Origin of the sequence: Streptomyces sp. 11x1 (assembly GCF_032598905.1) — a bacterium.
GTDB lineage: Bacteria > Actinomycetota > Actinomycetes > Streptomycetales > Streptomycetaceae > Streptomyces.
In genome coordinates this window covers 707648-723729 of record NZ_CP122458.1, presented here as the reverse complement: position 1 = coordinate 723729, position 16082 = coordinate 707648, and the positions used below count along the sequence as shown (strand labels likewise).

At 71.5% G+C, this 16082-nt stretch carries 12 protein-coding genes; 11 read left to right on the top strand and 1 reads right to left on the bottom strand.

Annotated features, from left to right (window positions below; genetic code table 11):
- Positions 1–8 precede the first annotated feature (8 nt).
- The 7 genes from P8T65_RS03570 (at position 9) to folP (ending at position 10768) form a co-directional block, all read left to right on the top strand.
- The gene (locus P8T65_RS03570; protein WP_316723942.1) at positions 9–986 is read left to right on the top strand and encodes an ABC transporter substrate-binding protein; all 978 of its coding nucleotides are present in this window, start codon (positions 9–11) and stop codon (positions 984–986) included.
- Positions 987–1223: 237 nt separating this feature from the next.
- Complete coding sequence (locus tag P8T65_RS03565; RefSeq protein WP_316723941.1) at positions 1224–3662, top strand: FAD-dependent oxidoreductase; 2439 nt, start codon at positions 1224–1226, stop codon at positions 3660–3662.
- Between the two features lie 37 nt (positions 3663–3699).
- On the top strand, positions 3700–4560 hold the full coding sequence (locus P8T65_RS03560) for a bifunctional methylenetetrahydrofolate dehydrogenase/methenyltetrahydrofolate cyclohydrolase (protein WP_316723940.1): 861 nt from the start codon (positions 3700–3702) through the stop codon (positions 4558–4560).
- 58 nt (positions 4561–4618) lie between these two features.
- Positions 4619–5851 (top strand): sarcosine oxidase subunit beta family protein, encoded by a 1233-nt coding sequence (locus P8T65_RS03555; protein WP_316723939.1) that lies wholly within the window; start codon positions 4619–4621, stop codon positions 5849–5851.
- 12 nt (positions 5852–5863) lie between these two features.
- Positions 5864–9157 carry a sarcosine oxidase subunit delta family protein gene (locus tag P8T65_RS03550; protein ID WP_316723938.1) on the top strand — a complete coding sequence of 1098 codons (3294 nt, stop codon included), beginning with the start codon at positions 5864–5866 and terminating at the stop codon, positions 9155–9157.
- Positions 9150–9752: a sarcosine oxidase subunit gamma family protein gene (locus P8T65_RS03545; RefSeq protein WP_316723937.1), complete on the top strand. Its 603-nt coding sequence runs from the start codon at positions 9150–9152 to the stop codon at positions 9750–9752. Before P8T65_RS03550 ends, P8T65_RS03545 begins: the two co-directional genes overlap by 8 nt.
- A 167-nt stretch (positions 9753–9919) precedes the next feature.
- Complete coding sequence (folP, locus tag P8T65_RS03540; protein WP_316731464.1) at positions 9920–10768, top strand: dihydropteroate synthase; 849 nt, start codon at positions 9920–9922, stop codon at positions 10766–10768.
- Here the strand turns inward: folP and P8T65_RS03535 are convergent.
- Positions 10756–11553, bottom strand: a complete 798-nt coding sequence (locus P8T65_RS03535; protein ID WP_316723936.1) for an IclR family transcriptional regulator — start codon at positions 11551–11553, stop codon at positions 10756–10758. The genes folP and P8T65_RS03535 overlap by 13 nt on opposite strands.
- Positions 11554–11881: 328 nt before the next feature.
- Between P8T65_RS03535 and P8T65_RS03530 the strand changes: the two genes are divergently transcribed.
- The 4 genes from P8T65_RS03530 to P8T65_RS03515 all read left to right on the top strand — a co-directional run bounded on the left by P8T65_RS03530 (position 11882) and on the right by P8T65_RS03515 (position 16052).
- Positions 11882–12967, top strand: coding sequence for an S-(hydroxymethyl)mycothiol dehydrogenase (locus P8T65_RS03530; RefSeq protein WP_316723935.1), 1086 nt, complete (start codon positions 11882–11884; stop codon positions 12965–12967).
- Positions 12964–13596, top strand: a complete 633-nt coding sequence (locus P8T65_RS03525; protein WP_316723934.1) for an MBL fold metallo-hydrolase — start codon at positions 12964–12966, stop codon at positions 13594–13596. Before P8T65_RS03530 ends, P8T65_RS03525 begins: the two co-directional genes overlap by 4 nt.
- Before the next feature lie 39 nt (positions 13597–13635).
- A complete protein-coding gene (locus P8T65_RS03520) occupies positions 13636–14769 on the top strand; it encodes an aromatic ring-hydroxylating dioxygenase subunit alpha (protein ID WP_316723933.1) in 1134 nt (377 codons plus the stop codon).
- A 101-nt stretch (positions 14770–14870) separates the two neighbouring features.
- On the top strand, positions 14871–16052 hold the full coding sequence (locus P8T65_RS03515) for an FAD-dependent oxidoreductase (protein WP_316723932.1): 1182 nt from the start codon (positions 14871–14873) through the stop codon (positions 16050–16052).
- Positions 16053–16082: the final 30 nt, after the last annotated feature.

Below are 16082 nucleotides of genomic sequence, written 5' to 3'. Positions count from 1 at the left end.
CACTGACCATGGCAAGGCAAGCAAGACGATGGAGAGCCGGCGCGGCCGGTGTCGCGGTCCTCGGCCTCACCCTCACCGCCTGCGGCGGTGCGAAGGTCGGTGACGAATCCTCGGAGGCGGGCGGCTCCGGCAGCTCCGCCAAGTGCGGCACCTTCAACCTCGCGGTCAACCCGTGGGTGGGCTATGAGGCCAATGCGGCGGTCATCGCCTACGTGGCGGAGACCGACCTCGGCTGCAAGGTCACCAAGAAGGACCTGAAGGAGGAGATCGCCTGGCAGGGCTTCGGGACCGGTGAGGTGGACGCGGTCGTCGAGAACTGGGGCCACGACGACCTCAAGAAGAAGTACATCACCGACCAGAAGACCGCCGTGGACGCCGGCGCGACCGGCAACGAAGGCCTGATCGGCTGGTACGTGCCGCCGTGGCTGGCCAAGGCGCACCCGGACATCACGAACTGGGAGAACCTCAACAAGTACGCGGCCAAGTTCAAGACGTCCGAGTCCGGCGGCAAGGGCCAGCTCCTCGACGGCGACCCGTCCTTCGTCACCAACGACGAGGCCCTGGTCAAGAACCTGAACCTGGACTACAAGGTCGTGTACGCGGGCAGCGAGACCGCCCTCATCCAGACCTTCCGCAAGGCGGAGAAGAACAAGGAATGGGTGATCGGCTACTTCTACGAGCCCCAGTGGTTCATGTCCGAGGTGCCGCTGGTGAAGGTCAAGCTGCCCGACTACAAGGCGGGTTGTGACGCCGACGCCGAGAAGGTCGACTGCGACTACCCCGTCTACACACTGGACAAGATCGTCAGCAAGAAGTTCGCCGAGTCGGGCAGCCCGGCCTATGGCCTGGTGAAGAACTTCAGCTGGACCAACGACGACCAGAACATCGTGGCCAAGTACATCGCGGTGGACAAGATGACCCCCGAGGCCGCGGCGAAGAAGTGGGTCGAGGACAACCGCGTCAAGGTGGACGCCTGGCTCAAGTAGGGGCGCGGACCGGACGCGGGAATCCGGTCGGACCATGCCCGGTGGGCGGCACGCGCGGAATGCGTGCCGCCCACCGGGCATCGCCGTGTCCGGGCCCTTTCCGCCCCCTGTTTTCCGCGGTCCCGGGACCCTTGACACCCACCTGTGCGGAAGGCACATTGAGTTGCGCAACCTGAATCGCGTTGCGTAAACAGCAACTCGATCGGCTCGACCGGTCAACAAGGCGGAGGTGCGGCGATGGCGGGACCCCGAGTGGTCATCATCGGAGCGGGAGTCGTGGGAGCGGCTCTCGCGGACGAGATCTCCGCGCGAGGCTGGACCGAGGTGACCGTGGTCGACCAGGGCCCGCTCCCCGCCACCGGGGGCTCCACCTCACACGCCCCGGGCCTGGTCTTCCAGACCAACTCCTCCAAGACGATGACCGAGCTGGCCCGGTACACCGTCGAGAAGTTCTGCTCCCTCGACGTGGACGGCAAGCCCTGTTTCCTCCAGGTCGGCGGCCTCGAAGTGGCCACCACCCCCGAGCGCCTGACCGAACTGCGCCGCCGCCACGGCTGGATCACCGCCTGGGGCATCGAGGCCCGCCTGCTCACCGCCGACGAATGCCTCGAACAGCACCCGCTGGTCAACCCCGACAAGGTCCTCGGCGGCCTCCTGGTCCCCACCGACGGCCTGGCCAAGGCGGTCCTCGCGGTCGAGGCGCAGATCCGCCGGGCCACCGAGCGCGGCGTGACCTTCCTGGCCCGCCACGAGGTCCTCGACGTCCTGAAGGCCGACGGCGAGGTCACCGGGGTCCTCACCGACCAGGGCGAGATCCCCGCCGACATCGTCGTGTGCTGTGCCGGCATCTGGGGCCCGAAGATCGCCCGCATGGCCGGGATGAACCTCCCGCTGACCCCGCTCGCCCACCAGCTCGCCTGGACCGGCCCGATCCCGGCACTCGCCGGTCAGACCGAGGAGGCGATCCGGCCGATCCTGCGCCATCAGGACGCCGACCTCTACTACCGCGACCGCTTCGACGGCATCGGCATCGGCTACTACGGCCACCGCCCGATGCCCATCACCGCCGACGAGATCCTCTCCGTGGACGAGGCCGACACCATGCCGTCGGTCCTGAAGTTCACCGAGGACGACTTCGCCGACGCCTGGACCGAGACCCAGTCGCTGCTCCCCTCCACCAAGGAGGCGGACATCGAGGAGGGCATCAACGGTCTGTTCTCCTTCACCACGGACAACTTCCCGCTGCTCGGCGAGTCCCCGGACGTCAAGGGCTTCTGGGTCGCCGAGGCGGTCTGGGTCACCCACTCCGCCGGCGTCGGCCGGGCCATGGCCGAATGGCTGGTCGACGGCTACTGCTCCTCGTTCGACCTGCACGAGTGCGACGTCAACCGCTTCGAGCCGCACCAGCTCTCCCCGGAGTACGTCCTGGCCCGCGACTGCCAGAACTTCGTCGAGGTCTACGACATCCTCCACCCCCTCCAGCCGTCCGGGGACCCGCGCCCGATCCGCACCAGCCCCTTCCACGCCCGGCAGAAGGAGCACGGCGCCTTCTTCCTGGAGGCGAACGGCTGGGAGCGCCCGCAGTGGTACGAGGCCAACGCCGGCCTCGTCGAGGGCCGTTCCATCCCCACCCCGGGCGACTGGGCCGCGCAGTACTGGTCCCCGATCGTCGGCGCCGAGGCCCAGGCCACCCGCGAGACCGTCGCGATGTACGACATGACGGCCCTCAAGCGCCTGGAGGTGAGCGGCCCCGGCGCAGCCGACCTCCTGGAGCGTCTGTGCACCGGCAAGGTCGCCAAGTCCGTGGGCTCGGTCACCTACACCCTCTTCCTCGACCACGACGGCGGCATCCGCAGCGACGTCACCGTCGCCCGGCTCGCCCGCGACACCTTCCAGATCGGCGCCAACGGCAACGTCGACCTGGACTGGATCACCCGCCACCTCCCCGCCGACGGCACGGTCCAGGTCCGTGACATCACCCCCGGCACCTGCTGCGTCGGCCTGTGGGGCCCGCTGGCCCGCAAGGTCCTCCAGCCCCTCACCGACGCCGACTTCTCGGGCGACGGCCTGAAGTACTTCCGCGCCAAGCAGGCGTACATCGGCTCGGTGCCCGTCACCGCGATGCGCCTGAGCTACGTCGGCGAACTCGGCTGGGAGATCTACACCACCGCCGACCAGGGCCAGAAGCTCTGGGACACCCTGTGGGAGGCGGCCAAGCCGCTCGGCGGCGTCATCGCCGGCCGCGGCGCCTTCAACAGCCTCCGTCTGGAGAAGGGCTACCGCTCCTTCGGCACCGACATGACCTACGAGCACGACCCCTACGAGGCCGGCGTCGGCTTCGCCGTCAAGCTCGACAAGGACGACTTCATCGGCAAGGACGCGCTGCTGCGCCGCAAGGAGAACGTCCGGCGCAAGCTGACCTGCCTCGTCATCGACGACCCCCGGTCGGTCGTCATGGGCAAGGAACCGGTCCTCGACGGCGAGCGCGCCGTGGGCTACGTCACCAGCGCCGCCTATGGCTACACCATCGGCAAGGGCATCGCCTACGCCTGGCTCCCCACGGAACTCACGGCACCCGGGACCGCCCTGCACATCGGCTACTTCGACCAGCGCGTCGAGGCCGTCGTCACCGAGGAGCCCCTGTTCGACCCCACCATGTCCCGCCTCCGTGGCTGACACCCGGCCACGACCGCAGAGGGAAGGAACACCGCCGGTGAACGCACAGCTGCTCGACGGCAAGGCGACCGCCGCCGACATCCGCCGCGAACTCACGGAGCGCGCGGCCAAGTTGACCGCCATCGGCGGCCGTCCGCCGGGCCTCGGCACCGTCCTAGTCGGCGAGGACCCCGGCAGCCACGCCTACGTCGCCGGCAAGCACCGTGACTGCGCACAGGTCGGCATCGCCTCCCTCCGCCGCGACCTGCCCGCCGACGCCTCCCAGGAGCAGGTCGAGGACGTCATCGACGAGCTGAACGCCGACCCGGCCTGCACCGGCTACATCGTCCAGCTCCCGCTGCCGCGCCACCTCGACGCGAACGCCGTGCTGGAACGCATGGACCCGGCCAAGGACGCCGACGGCCTGCACCCGGTCAACCTGGGCCGGCTCACCCTCGGCGTCGACGCCCCGCTGCCCTGCACCCCGCGTGGCATCGTCGAACTCCTGCGCCGCCACGACGTCCCGCTCGCCGGCGCCCGCGTCTGCGTGGTCGGCCGGGGCATCACGGTCGGCCGTCCCATCGGCCTGCTGCTCACCCGCCGCTCCGAGAACGCCACCGTCACCCTGTGCCACACCGGCACCAAGGGTCTGGCCTGGCACACCCGCGAGGCCGACATCGTCATCGCGGCGGCCGGTTCACCCGGGCTGATCACCAAGGACATGCTGCGCCCCGGCGCGGCCGTCCTGGACGTCGGCATCACCCGCACCGACCAGGGCCTGGTCGGCGACATCCACCCGGACGCCGCCCAGGTCGCCGGCTGGATCGCGCCGATGCCCGGCGGGGTGGGCCCCATGACCCGCGCGATGTTGCTGGCCAACGTCGTCGAGGCCGCCGAGAGGAACGCCACCGCCGTATGAACGCCCACGTCCCCCCGTACCCGCAGTATCCGCACCTTTCGGAAGACGGAGACGTCCGATGAGCCCCCGTACCCCAGGCGCCGACCTCCCCGAGCACCCCGACTGGCTGTGGCGTGACCCCGAGCCGAAGAAGTCGTACGACGTGGTCATCGTCGGCGGCGGCGGACACGGTCTGGCCACCGCCCACTATCTGGCGAGGAACCACGGCATCACCGATGTCGCGGTGCTGGAGAAGGGCTGGCTCGGCGGCGGCAACATGGCCCGCAACACCACGATCATCCGCTCCAACTACCTGTGGGACGAGAGCGCCGGCATCTACGAGCACGCCCTCAAGCTCTGGGAGGGACTGGAGGAGGAGCTCGACTACCCGATCCTCTTCTCCCAGCGCGGTGTGCTGAACCTCGCGCACAGCCTCCAGGACGTCCGTGACAGCGTGCGCCGGGTGGAGGCCAACCGCCTCAACGGCGTCGACGCGCAGTGGCTCGACGCCGACGGCGTCAAGGACGTCTGCCCGATCGTCAACATCTCGCAGGACGTGCGCTACCCCGTCCTCGGCGCCACCTACCAGCCGCGCGCGGGCATCGCCAAGCACGACCACGTGGCCTGGGGCCTGGCCCGCTCCGCCGACGCGGCCGGTATCGACATCATCCAGAACTGCGAGGTCACCGGCCTGGACGTCGTCGACAACCGGGTCGTCGGTGTGCAGACGACCCGGGGCCGCATCGCGGCCGGCAAGGTCGCGCTCTGCTCGGCGGGCCACACCTCGGTCCTCGCCGCCATGGCCGGTATCCAACTCCCGGTCCAGAGCCACCCGTTGCAGGCCCTGGTCTCCGAACTCCTGGAGCCGGTGCACCCCACGGTCGTGATGTCCAACGCCGTCCATGTCTACGTCAGCCAGGCACACAAGGGCGAGCTGGTGATGGGCGCGGGCATCGACGCGTACAACTCGTACACCCAGCGCGGTGCCTTCCACATCATCGAGGAGCAGATGGCCGCGGCCCTGGAGCTCTTCCCGGTCTTCGCCCGCGCCCACGTGCTGCGCACCTGGGGCGGCATCGTCGACGTCAGCCCCGACGCCTCGCCGATCATCGGGCTCAGCCCCGTCGACAACCTCTACCTCAACTGCGGCTGGGGAACCGGCGGGTTCAAGGCCACCCCGGGCGTCGGCTGGGTCTACGCCCACACCATCGCCCACGACACCCCGCACGCCCTCAACGCCCCCTTCTCGCTCGACCGTTTCACCACCGGCGCGCTCGTCGACGAGCACGGCGCGGCCGCGGTGGCCCACTAGGGAGCCCCACACATGCTGCTCATCACCTGCCCGTGGTGCGGGCCCCGCGACGAGGCCGAGTTCCACTACGGAGGCCAGGCCCACGTGGCCTACCCCGAGACCCCCTCGGCCCTCACCGACGAGGAGTGGGCCCGCTACCTCTTCTTCCGCGACAACACCAAGGGCCCCTTCGCCGAGCGCTGGAGCCACGCGGCGGGCTGCCGCCGCTGGTTCAACGCGGTCCGCGACACCTCGACGAACGAGATCCTGTCGGTGTACCGCCCGGGCGAGGAACGCCCGGAGACCCGGGAGGGAGGCACCTCCCGGCCGAGTTCGGTACCTCCAGCCCGTCCGGCATCCGAGCCGGAGCCGCTTCCGGTCACTTCTGAGCCGAGCCCGGCACACTCAGCCCGTCCGGCGTTTGAGGACGAGGCCGTTCAGGCCGAAGGGGGGTCTGGGGGCGCAGCCCCCAGGGACGGGAAGGGAAGGGGCGGCGGGGGCGAGACAACCCAACCCTTCCGCCACCCCACCCGTGGCCGAATCGACCGCGACACGACCCTCACCTTCACCTTCGACGGCACCGAGTACCAGGGCCACCGGGGCGACACCCTCGCCTCCGCCCTCCTCGCCAACGGCGTCATCCAGGCCGGCACCAGCATCAAACTCGGCCGCCCCCGCGGCATCTTCTCCGCCGGCGTCGAGGAACCCAACGCGGTCATCCAGATCGAGGAACCCTTCCCCGAGCCGATGCTGCCCGCGACCACCGTCGAGCTCTACGACGGCCTGGTCGCCACCAGCCTCCCCGGCCAGGGCCGCCTCGCCACCGAACCCGACCCGGCCCGCTACGACGCCGTACACACGCACTGCGACCTGCTGGTCGTCGGCGCGGGCCCGGCCGGCCTCGCGGCGGCCGCCGCGGCGGCGAACAGCGGCGCCCGTGTCATCCTCGCCGACGACCAGCCGGAACCCGGCGGCAGCCTCCTCGGCACCGCCGAACACCTCGACTGGGTCGGCGAGACCGCCGCACTGCTCGACGCCTCCCCCGAGGTCCGCGTCCTGCGCCGCACCACCGTCTTCGGCTACTACGACGACAACCACCTCCTCGCCGTCGAGCGCCGCACCAACCACCTCGGCGGCGCCGCCCCCGGACACGTCTCCCGGGAACGCGTCTGGCGCATCCGCGCCCGCCGCGTCGTCCTCGCGACCGGCGCCCACGAACGCTCCCTGGCCTTCGCGGACAACGACCGCCCCGGCGTGATGCTGGTCTCCTCGGCCCGCACCCACGTCAACCGGCACGGCGCCCTGCCCGGCCGCCGCGCGGTCGTCCTCACCACCAACGACAGCGCCTACGAGGCGGCCCTGGACCTCGCCTCGGCGGGCCTGGCCGTCACGGCGATCGTCGACACCCGCCCCGAACCGGGGGAGTGGGCCGAGCGCGCCACGGCCGCCGGCATCGAGGTCCTGGCCGGACACGCCGTCACCGGCACCGAGGGCGAGCCCCGCCTCACGGCCGTGACCGTCGCCCCGTACGGCGAGTCCACCGGACAGCGGGAGTTCGCCGCCGACCTGCTGCTGGTCTCCGGCGGCTGGAACCCGGTGGCGCACCTGTTCAGCCAGTCGGGCGGCAAGCTCCGCCACGACGAGACGCTGGGCTCCTTCGTGCCCGACACCGGCCGCCAGACGGTCGAGGTCGTCGGCAGCGCGAGCGGTCTCCTCGACCCGGCCGACGTCCTCGCCCAGGGCGCCGCCGCCGGTGCCCGCGCGATCGAGGCCGAGGGGTACACGGCCGAGGCGCCCCGCCTCCCGGCGGTGACCACCCGGCCCGCCCCGACGCCGCCGATGCACGTGTATGTCGTCCCGGGCGAGTCGGACGCCCCCAAGTTCGTCGACCTCCAGCGCGACGTCACGGTGGCCGACCTGGCCCGCGCGACCGGCGCAGGCCTCCGCTCGGTGGAGCACACCAAGCGGTACACCACGGCCGGCACCGCCAACGACCAGGGCAAGACCTCCGGCGTGCTGGCCAGCGGCGCCGTCGCCGAACTGCTCGGCGTGGACGTCTCGGCCCTCGGCACCACCACCTTCCGCCCGCCGTACACCCCGGTCTCCTTCGCCGCCCTCGCGGGCCGCGACCGGGGCGTGCTCAGCGACCCGGTCCGGACGACCGCCCTGCACGAGTGGCACGTCGGGCACGGCGCGCTGTTCGAGAACGTCGGCCAGTGGAAGCGCCCCTGGTACTACCCCCAGGACGGCGAGGACATGGAGACCGCCGTGCTGCGCGAGTGCGCCGCCACCCGTGAGGGCGTGGGTTTCATGGACGCCTCCACCCTCGGCAAGATCGACGTGCAGGGCCCGGACGCCGGTGTCTTCCTCGACCTGCTCTACACCAACATGATGAGCACCCTGAAGGTCGGCATGATCCGCTACGGCGTCATGTGCCGCCCCGACGGCATGGTCTTCGACGACGGCACGGTCATCCGCGTGGCCCAGGACCGCTTCCTGGTCACCACGACGACCGGCAACGCCGCCACCGTCCTCGACTGGATGGAGGAGTGGCTCCAGACGGAGTGGCCCGATCTCAAGGTCCACTGCACCTCCGTGACCGAACAGTGGGCGACGGTCGCCCTGGTCGGCCCGAAGTCCCGCGAGGTGATCGCTTCGCTCGCACCGCAACTGGCCGTCGGCAACGAGGATTTCCCGTTCATGGCCTGGCGCGAGACGACCGTCGCGGGCATCGAGGCCCGGGTCTGCCGGATCAGCTTCTCCGGTGAACTCGCCTACGAGATCAACGTCTCGCCGTGGGAGGCCCTCACCCTCTGGGAGGCGCTGTACGAGGCCGGCGCCCCGTACGGCATCACCCCCTACGGCACCGAGACCATGCACGTCCTGCGCGCCGAGAAGGGCTACCCCATCATCGGCCAGGACACCGACGGCACCGTGACCCCGCAGGACCTCGGTATGAGCTGGGTGGTCTCGAAGAAGAAGCCGGACTTCGTCGGCAAGAGGTCCTACACCCGCCCCGACACCGTCCGGCCCGACCGCAAGCACCTGGTCGGACTCCTCCCCGAGGACCCGGGCGACCTCCTGCCCGAGGGCACCCACCTGGTCGCCGACAGCGTGCTGCCGGCCCCGCCCGTCCCGATGCTCGGCCATGTCACCTCCAGCTACCGCAGCGCCGCCCTCGGCCGGACCTTCGCGCTCGCCCTGGTCAAGGGCGGCCGGGACCGCATCGGCGAGCGGCTGTACGCCCCCGTGGGCGACCGCCTGGTTCCCGTGACCGTCGCCAGCCCCGTCCTCTACGACCCCGAGGGAGCCCGCCGCGATGGCTGACACCGCCCTGACCTCCCGGCTCCGCAGCCCCCTGTCGGGGGCCGCCGACCGGCTGGCCGCCGCCACCCGCACCTCCGGGGGCACGCTCAGGTTCGCCGAACTGCCCTTCCTGACCCAGCTCGACGTACGTCTCGACGCCAAGGGGGCCGCGGCGGACGCCGTCGGCCTCGCGCTGGGCCTTCCGCTGCCGCTGGAGCCCGACACCGTCGCCCGCGCGGGGGAGTTGACCGCGCTGTGGCTCGGCCCCGACGAGTGGCTGCTCGTGGGACCGCCGGGCGGCGCGCGCGAGCTGGAGAGCCGGATCCGGGAGGCCGCAGGAGAGGAGCACGTCTCCGTCACCGACGTCTCCGCGCAGCGCACCACGGTCCTCGTCGCGGGCGCCGCCGCCCGCGACCTGCTGGCCCACGGCTGCGCGCTGGACCTGCACCCGAGGGCCTTCGGGCCCGGCCGCTGCGCCCAGACCACCCTGGCCCGCGCCCAGGTCGTCCTGGTCGCGCGGGAGGAGCCCGGCGACGGTTTCTGGGTCCTGGTCCGTTCGTCGTTCGCCGGCTATCTGGCGGACTGGCTGCTCGACGCGGCGACGGAGTACGTCTGAGTCATGCGAGTCCCTGTCAGCGCGTCGAGAGCCGGACGATCGCAGGCCGGACCGTCGAAGGCCGGCGGCCGGTGACCGTCGCGGCCCGCGCCCCCGGCACGCCCGCGCACCCGGGCACGCCCGAGCTGCACCCGTACGGGCTGCCGAAGCCCGGACGGACGCTGGTCATGGGCGTCGTGAACGTCACGCCCGACTCGTTCTCCGACGGCGGGCTCGCGTTCGCCGCCGAGGCGGCCCTGGCCCACGGCCGCGCCCTGCTGGAGCAGGGCGCGGACATCGTGGACGTGGGAGGGGAGTCGACCCGGCCCGGCGCGGTGCGTCCACCGGTCGAGGAGGAGTTGCGGCGGGTGCTGCCCATCGTCCGGGGCCTCGCGGCGGCGGGCGCCGTCGTCAGTGTCGACACCATGCGGGCCGAGGTCGCCGCCCGGGCGCTGGACGCGGGCGCCCGGCTGGTCAACGACGTGTCGGGGGGTCTCGCCGATCCCGCGATGCTGCCCCTGATGGCCCGGGCGGGGGTGCCGTACGTGCTGATGCACTGGCGTGGGCACTCCGCCGGGATGCAGGCGAACGCCGTCTACCGCGACGTGGTCGGCGACGTGCTCCACGAACTGCGGCTGAGGATCGACGCGGCTCTGGAGGCGGGCGTGCCGGCCGGTTCGCTCATCGTCGACCCCGGATTGGGCTTCGCCAAGCGGGCCGAGCACAACTGGGAGCTGCTGGGACGGTTCGGGGAGGTCCGCGCGCTGGGCCGTCCCGTCCTGGTGGGCGCGTCCCGCAAGGCGTTCCTGGGGCGGCTGTTGGCGGACCCGGCGACGGGGGAACCGCGCCCGGCGCGGGAGCGTGACGCCGCGACCACCGCCGTGTCCGTGCTCGCCGCCGCACAGGGTGCCTGGTGTCTGCGGGTGCATGATGTCGCCTCGACGCTGGACGCCGTACGGGTGACGGCCCGTTGGGGCACCGAGGCGGCGCGCGCCCCTCTGGGGGCGCCGTCCCTCGTGGGCGGTCAGCCCAGATAGCCCATCCTGCGGCTGATCTCGTCCGCGCCCCGCGTCAGCACGGGCACGAGGTCGCGGATGCGTTCCTCGGTGAAGCGATAGGCCGGGCCGGACGCGCTGAGCGCGGCGACGACCTCGCCCTCGCGGGAGCGGATCGGCGCCGCCATGGCGTGCAGTCCGATCTCCAGCTCCTCCAGCGTCACCGCGTACCCGCGCTCGCGCGCCTCGGTGAGCGCCTCCTCCAGCTTCGGCCTGGCCGTCAGCGTGTGCGGCGTCAGCTTGCGCAGTCCGGACGCCTCCAGCACCTCGGCCCGCTCCCGCTCCGGGAGGTGGGCCAGCAGGATCTTGCCGCTGGACGTGGCGTGCACGGGGGTGAGCTGGCCGACCCAGTTGTGGGTGCCGACCGCCCCCGGGCCGCGTACCTGGTGGAGGTTGACCGCGTAGTGCTCCTGGAGCACGGCGATGTTGACGGTCTCGCCGATCTCCTCGCTGAGCCGCTCGCAGACCTGCCGGCCCTGCTGGGTGATGTCGAGCCGGCCCGTGACGGCGCCGGCGAGCCGCACGATGCCGAAGCCCAGCCGGTACTTGCCCCGCTCGGCCGTCTGCTCGACCAGTCCGCGTGCCTCCAGCGCCCCGAGGAGACGGAACGCGGTCGACTTGTGGACATCGATCTCGGCGGCGACCTCGCTGACCCCGGCCTCGCCGCGCTGGGCGAGGATCTCCAGGACGCTGACGGCACGGTCGACGGACTGCACGCCGTTCACCGCGGGAGCCGTTGTTGCGCCCTCTGCAGCGTAGTTGCTCATGGTGCAACTATACGCAGTCGCCCCGGCGGTTCCGAGGGGTTCGCCGAGTGCGGCGACCTTGGCCGGAACCAGTCGCCCGCATGCTCGCACGGACCCTCCCGGTCAGGGAAGGGGGAGGCGGCGAGGGGGGCGGACAAGTCGGCGCGACCAACCTCTTGACAGGGGGTGTCCCCAAGGAGACAGTTTGGTCGTCGTTGCTCATAGCGAAGATAGTTGCACTATATGAAACGCGACGATCGAAGGTCCGGCCACGGTCTCCGACCGGACCCGGTGAAGTGCCTCCCCCCACCCCCTCCCTCCCCTCCCTTCCTCGACGAGGAGATCGACCGTGACACACGAGGTACGCGCCGTCGTCGCCCGCAAGAAGGGCGCCCCGGTCTCGGTGGAGACCGTGCTGGTGCCGGACCCCGGCCCCGGTGAGGCGCTGGTGCGGGTGCAGGCCTGTGGTGTCTGCCACACCGACCTGCACTACCGGGAGGGCGGGATCAACGACGAGTACCCGTTCCTGCTCGGCCACGAGGCGGCGGGCGTGGTGGAGTCGGTCGGCGAGGGCGTCACCGACGTCGCCCCCGGCGACTTCGTCATCCTCAACTGGCGTGCCGTCTGCGGCACCTGCCGCGCCTGTCGCAGGGGCAGGCCCTGGTACTGCTTCGCCACGCACAACGCCACCCAGCCGATGACCCTGGCCGACGGCACCCCGCTCTCCCCGGCCCTCGGCATCGGCGCCTTCGCCGAGAAGACCCTGGTCGCCGCCGGACAGTGCACCAAGGTGGACTCCATGGCCTCCCCGGCCGCCGCCGGACTCCTCGGCTGCGGGGTGATGGCCGGATTCGGCGCCGCGGTCAACACCGGTGGCGTGGGACGCGGTGACTCCATCGCCGTGATCGGCTGCGGCGGGGTGGGCATGGCCGCGATCGCGGGCGCCAAGGTCGCCGGAGCGGGCCGCATCATCGCCGTCGACGTCGACGAGCGGAAGCTGAAGTGGGCCGAGCGGTTCGGTGCCACCGACACCGTCGACTCCTCCAGGACCGACGCCGTCGAGGCGATCCGGGAGCTCACCGGCGGCTTCGGCGCCGATGTGGTCGTGGACGCGGTGGGCCGCCCCGAGACCTTCAAGCAGGCCTTCTACGCCCGCGACCTGGCCGGCACCGCCGTCCTGGTGGGGGTCCCCACGCCCGAGCTGAAGCTCGAACTGCCCCTCCTCGACGTCTTCGGCCGCGGCGGCGCCCTGAAGTCCTCCTGGTACGGCGACTGCCTGCCCGACCGCGACTTCCCCGCCCTGATCGACCTCTACCTCCAGGGCCGCTTCGACCTCGGCGAGTTCGTCACCGAGACCATCGGCCTGGACGACGTCGAGGCCGCGTTCGCCAAGATGCACCACGGCGACGTCCTGCGTTCGGTGGTGGTCCTGTGACCGCCCGCGTCGAGCGCCTCGTCACCTCCGGCACCTTCGCACTGGACGGCGGCACCTGGGAGGTCGACAACAACGTCTGGCTGATCGGCGACGACGAGGAGGTGCTCGTCGTCGACGCCGCCCACGACGCGGACGTCATCTCCGCCGCCGTCGGCGACCGCCGCCTGGTCGCCATCGTGTGCACCCACGCCCACAACGACCATGTCAACGCCGCCCCGGCCCTGGCCGCCCGGCACGACGCGCCCATCCTGCTCCACCCCGCCGACACCGTCCTGTGGAAGATGGCGCACGGCGAGGGAGCGCCCGAGTTCCGTGAACTGGCCGCGGGCGAGACCCTGGGCGTCGCCGGCGTCGAGCTGACGGTGCTGCACACCCCCGGCCACTCGCCCGGCGCGGTCTGCCTCCACGCGCCCGCGCTGAACGCCCTGTTCTCCGGCGACACGCTCTTCCAGGGCGGCCCCGGCGCGACCGGGCGCTCCTTCTCGGACTTCGGCACCATCATCGTCTCCATCCGGGATCGGCTGCTGGCGCTCCCCGCCGACACCACCGTCCACACCGGTCACGGCGACACCACCACGATCGGGGCCGAGGCGCCCCACCTCGACGAGTGGATCACCCGCGGCCACTGAACCGCCCGCCCCGCTTCCCGAATTTCCGAAGGTGACTCGATGACCCTCACGAATCTGCCGCCCAGCCTGATCCCCACGCTGTCCGGCGAGTACTACACGGACCCCGGAGTCTTCGCCCAGGAGCAGGAGCTGGTCTTCGAGGCCATGTGGTTCTGTGTGGCCCGCGCCTCCGAACTGGCCAAGCCCGGCGCCTTCCGCACCTACCAGGTCGGCCGCGAGAGCGTCCTCGTCTCCCGCTCCCGGGACGGCTCGATCAAGGCCTTCCTCAACATCTGCCGGCACCGCGGGGCCAGGCTCTGCACCGAGGAGTCGGGCGAGGTCAAGCGGGCCTTCCAGTGTCCGTACCACGCCTGGACGTACGGTCTGGACGGCAAGCTGATCGCGGCGCCCAACCTGACCTCGATGCCGGACATCGACCGCACCGAGTACGGCTTGGTCAACGTCCAGGTGCGGGAGTGGCTCGGCTATGTGTGGGTGTGCCTGGCCGACGAGCCGCCGTCCTTCGAGGCGGAGGTGCTGGGCGCGGTCGTCGAGCGGCTCGGCGACCTGGAGTCGATCGAGCGGTACGACATCGGCAACCTGTCCGTGGGGCGCCGGATCACGTACGACGTGAAGGCGAACTGGAAGCTGATCATCGAGAACTTCATGGAGTGCTATCACTGCGCCACGATCCATCCCGAACTGACCGAGGTGCTGCCGGAGTTCGCGGACGGGTATGCGGCCCAGTACTACGTGGGCCACGGCGCGGAGTTCGGTGCGGAGGTCCAGGGGTTCACCGTCGACGGTTCCGAGGGGCTGGACCGCATCCCGGGGGTGGCCGAGGACCAGGACCGCCGCTACTACGCGATCACCGTCAAGCCCCAGGTGTTCATCAACCTCGTGCCCGACCACGTGATCTTCCACCGGATGTACCCGATGGCGGCCGACCGCACGATCGTCGAATGCGACTGGCTGTACCTGCCGCACGTCGTGGAGAGCGGCAAGGACGTGGAGCGCTCGGTGGAGCTCTTCCACCGGGTGAACCAGCAGGACTTCGACGCCTGTGAGCGGACCCAGCCGGCGATGAGCTCGAAGGCCTACGCCAAGGGCGGTGTGCTGGTGCCCAGCGAGCACCACATAGGCGAGTTCCACACCTGGCTGCAGAGCAAGCTCGACATGGGCCCCGCGTACTGACCCCGCCCCGGCCCCTTGACACCTCGGAAATCCACCGAAACCATGTTGCGCATAACGCGCGTCGTTGTGCGATGTGAGACATTCCCTCGTCTGGAGCCCGTATGAGGAGCATCACCGTCGTCGGAGCGTCGCTGGCGGGCCTGAGCACGGTCCGCGCGCTGCGCGCAGAGGGCTACGACGGCGAGATCGTCGTCGTGGGGGAGGAGCGCCACGCTCCCTACGACCGTCCGCCGCTGTCCAAGGACTTCCTCAAGGGCGAACTCGACGCCGACGCGCTCGCCCTCGGCGACCCCGACGAGTACGACGACCTGGACGTGCACTGGCTGCTCGGGGAACGGGCGGTGCGCCTCGACCCGCCCGCCCGCACCGTCACACTGACCGGAGGTCGTCAGGTGCGCACCCACGGGGTGGTCGTCGCCACCGGCGCGAGCCCGCGCACCCTCCCCGGCTCCGACGGGCTGGCCGGCGTCCACACCCTGCGCACCCTGGACGACGCCCTGGCCCTGCGCTCGGAGCTGCTGAACGGCCTGCCCCGGCTGGTCGTCATCGGCGCCGGGTTCATCGGCGCCGAGGTGGCCTCCACCGCCCACCGGCTGGGGTTGCACGTCACCGTCGTCGAGGCGGCCGAGGTACCGCTGGAGCGGCAACTCGGCCGCGAGATGGGCCTGGTCTGCTCCTCCCTGCACACCGACCACGGCGTCGACCTGCTGTGCGGCACCGGCGTGGCCGAACTCCTCGGCGAGGACCGGGTCACCGGTGTCCGGCTGGTCGACGGACGGGTGCTGCCCGCCGACATCGTGGTGGTCGGCGTGGGCGTCCGGCCCAACACCGACTGGCTCGCCGGCTCCGGGGTGCTGGTGGACGACGGCGTGGTGTGCGACACCGGCTGCGCGACCACCGTCCCCCGTGTCGTCGCCGTCGGCGATGTGGCCCGCTGCCCCCACCCGTTCACCGGACGGCACGCCCGTGTCGAGCACTGGAGCAGCGCCACCGAGCAGGCGAGGACCGCCGCCCGCACCCTGCTGACCGGCGTGTCCGCGCCCGCCCCGCTCACCGCCCCCTACTTCTGGTCCGACCAGTACCGCACGCGCATCCAGCTCGCCGGGTACGTGGCCCCGGGCGCCGTCCCCGAGGTCGTCGAAGGCGATCTGGGCAGCCGTACCTTCACCGCCGTCTACCGCCACCAGGGCGATCCGGTGGCCGTGCTCTCCCTGAACCAGCCGAAGTTCTTCAACCGGCTCCGTCGCACCCTCGTCCCCGTCGCCTCGGCCGCCGTGTCCTGAGCGCCCCGCTCGTGAGCGTCCCGCCCTCGC

Excerpts from the sequence above, each read along its gene's own strand:
- P8T65_RS03570 (WP_316723942.1), top strand. The coding sequence starts at position 9 with ATGGCAAGGCAAGCAAGACGATGGAGAGCCGGCGCGGCCGGTGTCGCG.
- P8T65_RS03565 (WP_316723941.1), top strand. The coding sequence starts at position 1,224 with ATGGCGGGACCCCGAGTGGTCATCATCGGAGCGGGAGTCGTGGGAGCG.
- P8T65_RS03555 (WP_316723939.1), top strand. The coding sequence starts at position 4,619 with ATGAGCCCCCGTACCCCAGGCGCCGACCTCCCCGAGCACCCCGACTGG.
- P8T65_RS03550 (WP_316723938.1), top strand. The coding sequence starts at position 5,864 with ATGCTGCTCATCACCTGCCCGTGGTGCGGGCCCCGCGACGAGGCCGAG.
- P8T65_RS03545 (WP_316723937.1), top strand. The coding sequence starts at position 9,150 with ATGGCTGACACCGCCCTGACCTCCCGGCTCCGCAGCCCCCTGTCGGGG.
- folP (WP_316731464.1), top strand. The coding sequence starts at position 9,920 with ATGGGCGTCGTGAACGTCACGCCCGACTCGTTCTCCGACGGCGGGCTC.
- P8T65_RS03535 (WP_316723936.1), bottom strand. The coding sequence starts at position 11,553 with ATGAGCAACTACGCTGCAGAGGGCGCAACAACGGCTCCCGCGGTGAAC.
- P8T65_RS03520 (WP_316723933.1), top strand. The coding sequence starts at position 13,636 with ATGACCCTCACGAATCTGCCGCCCAGCCTGATCCCCACGCTGTCCGGC.
- P8T65_RS03515 (WP_316723932.1), top strand. The coding sequence starts at position 14,871 with ATGAGGAGCATCACCGTCGTCGGAGCGTCGCTGGCGGGCCTGAGCACG.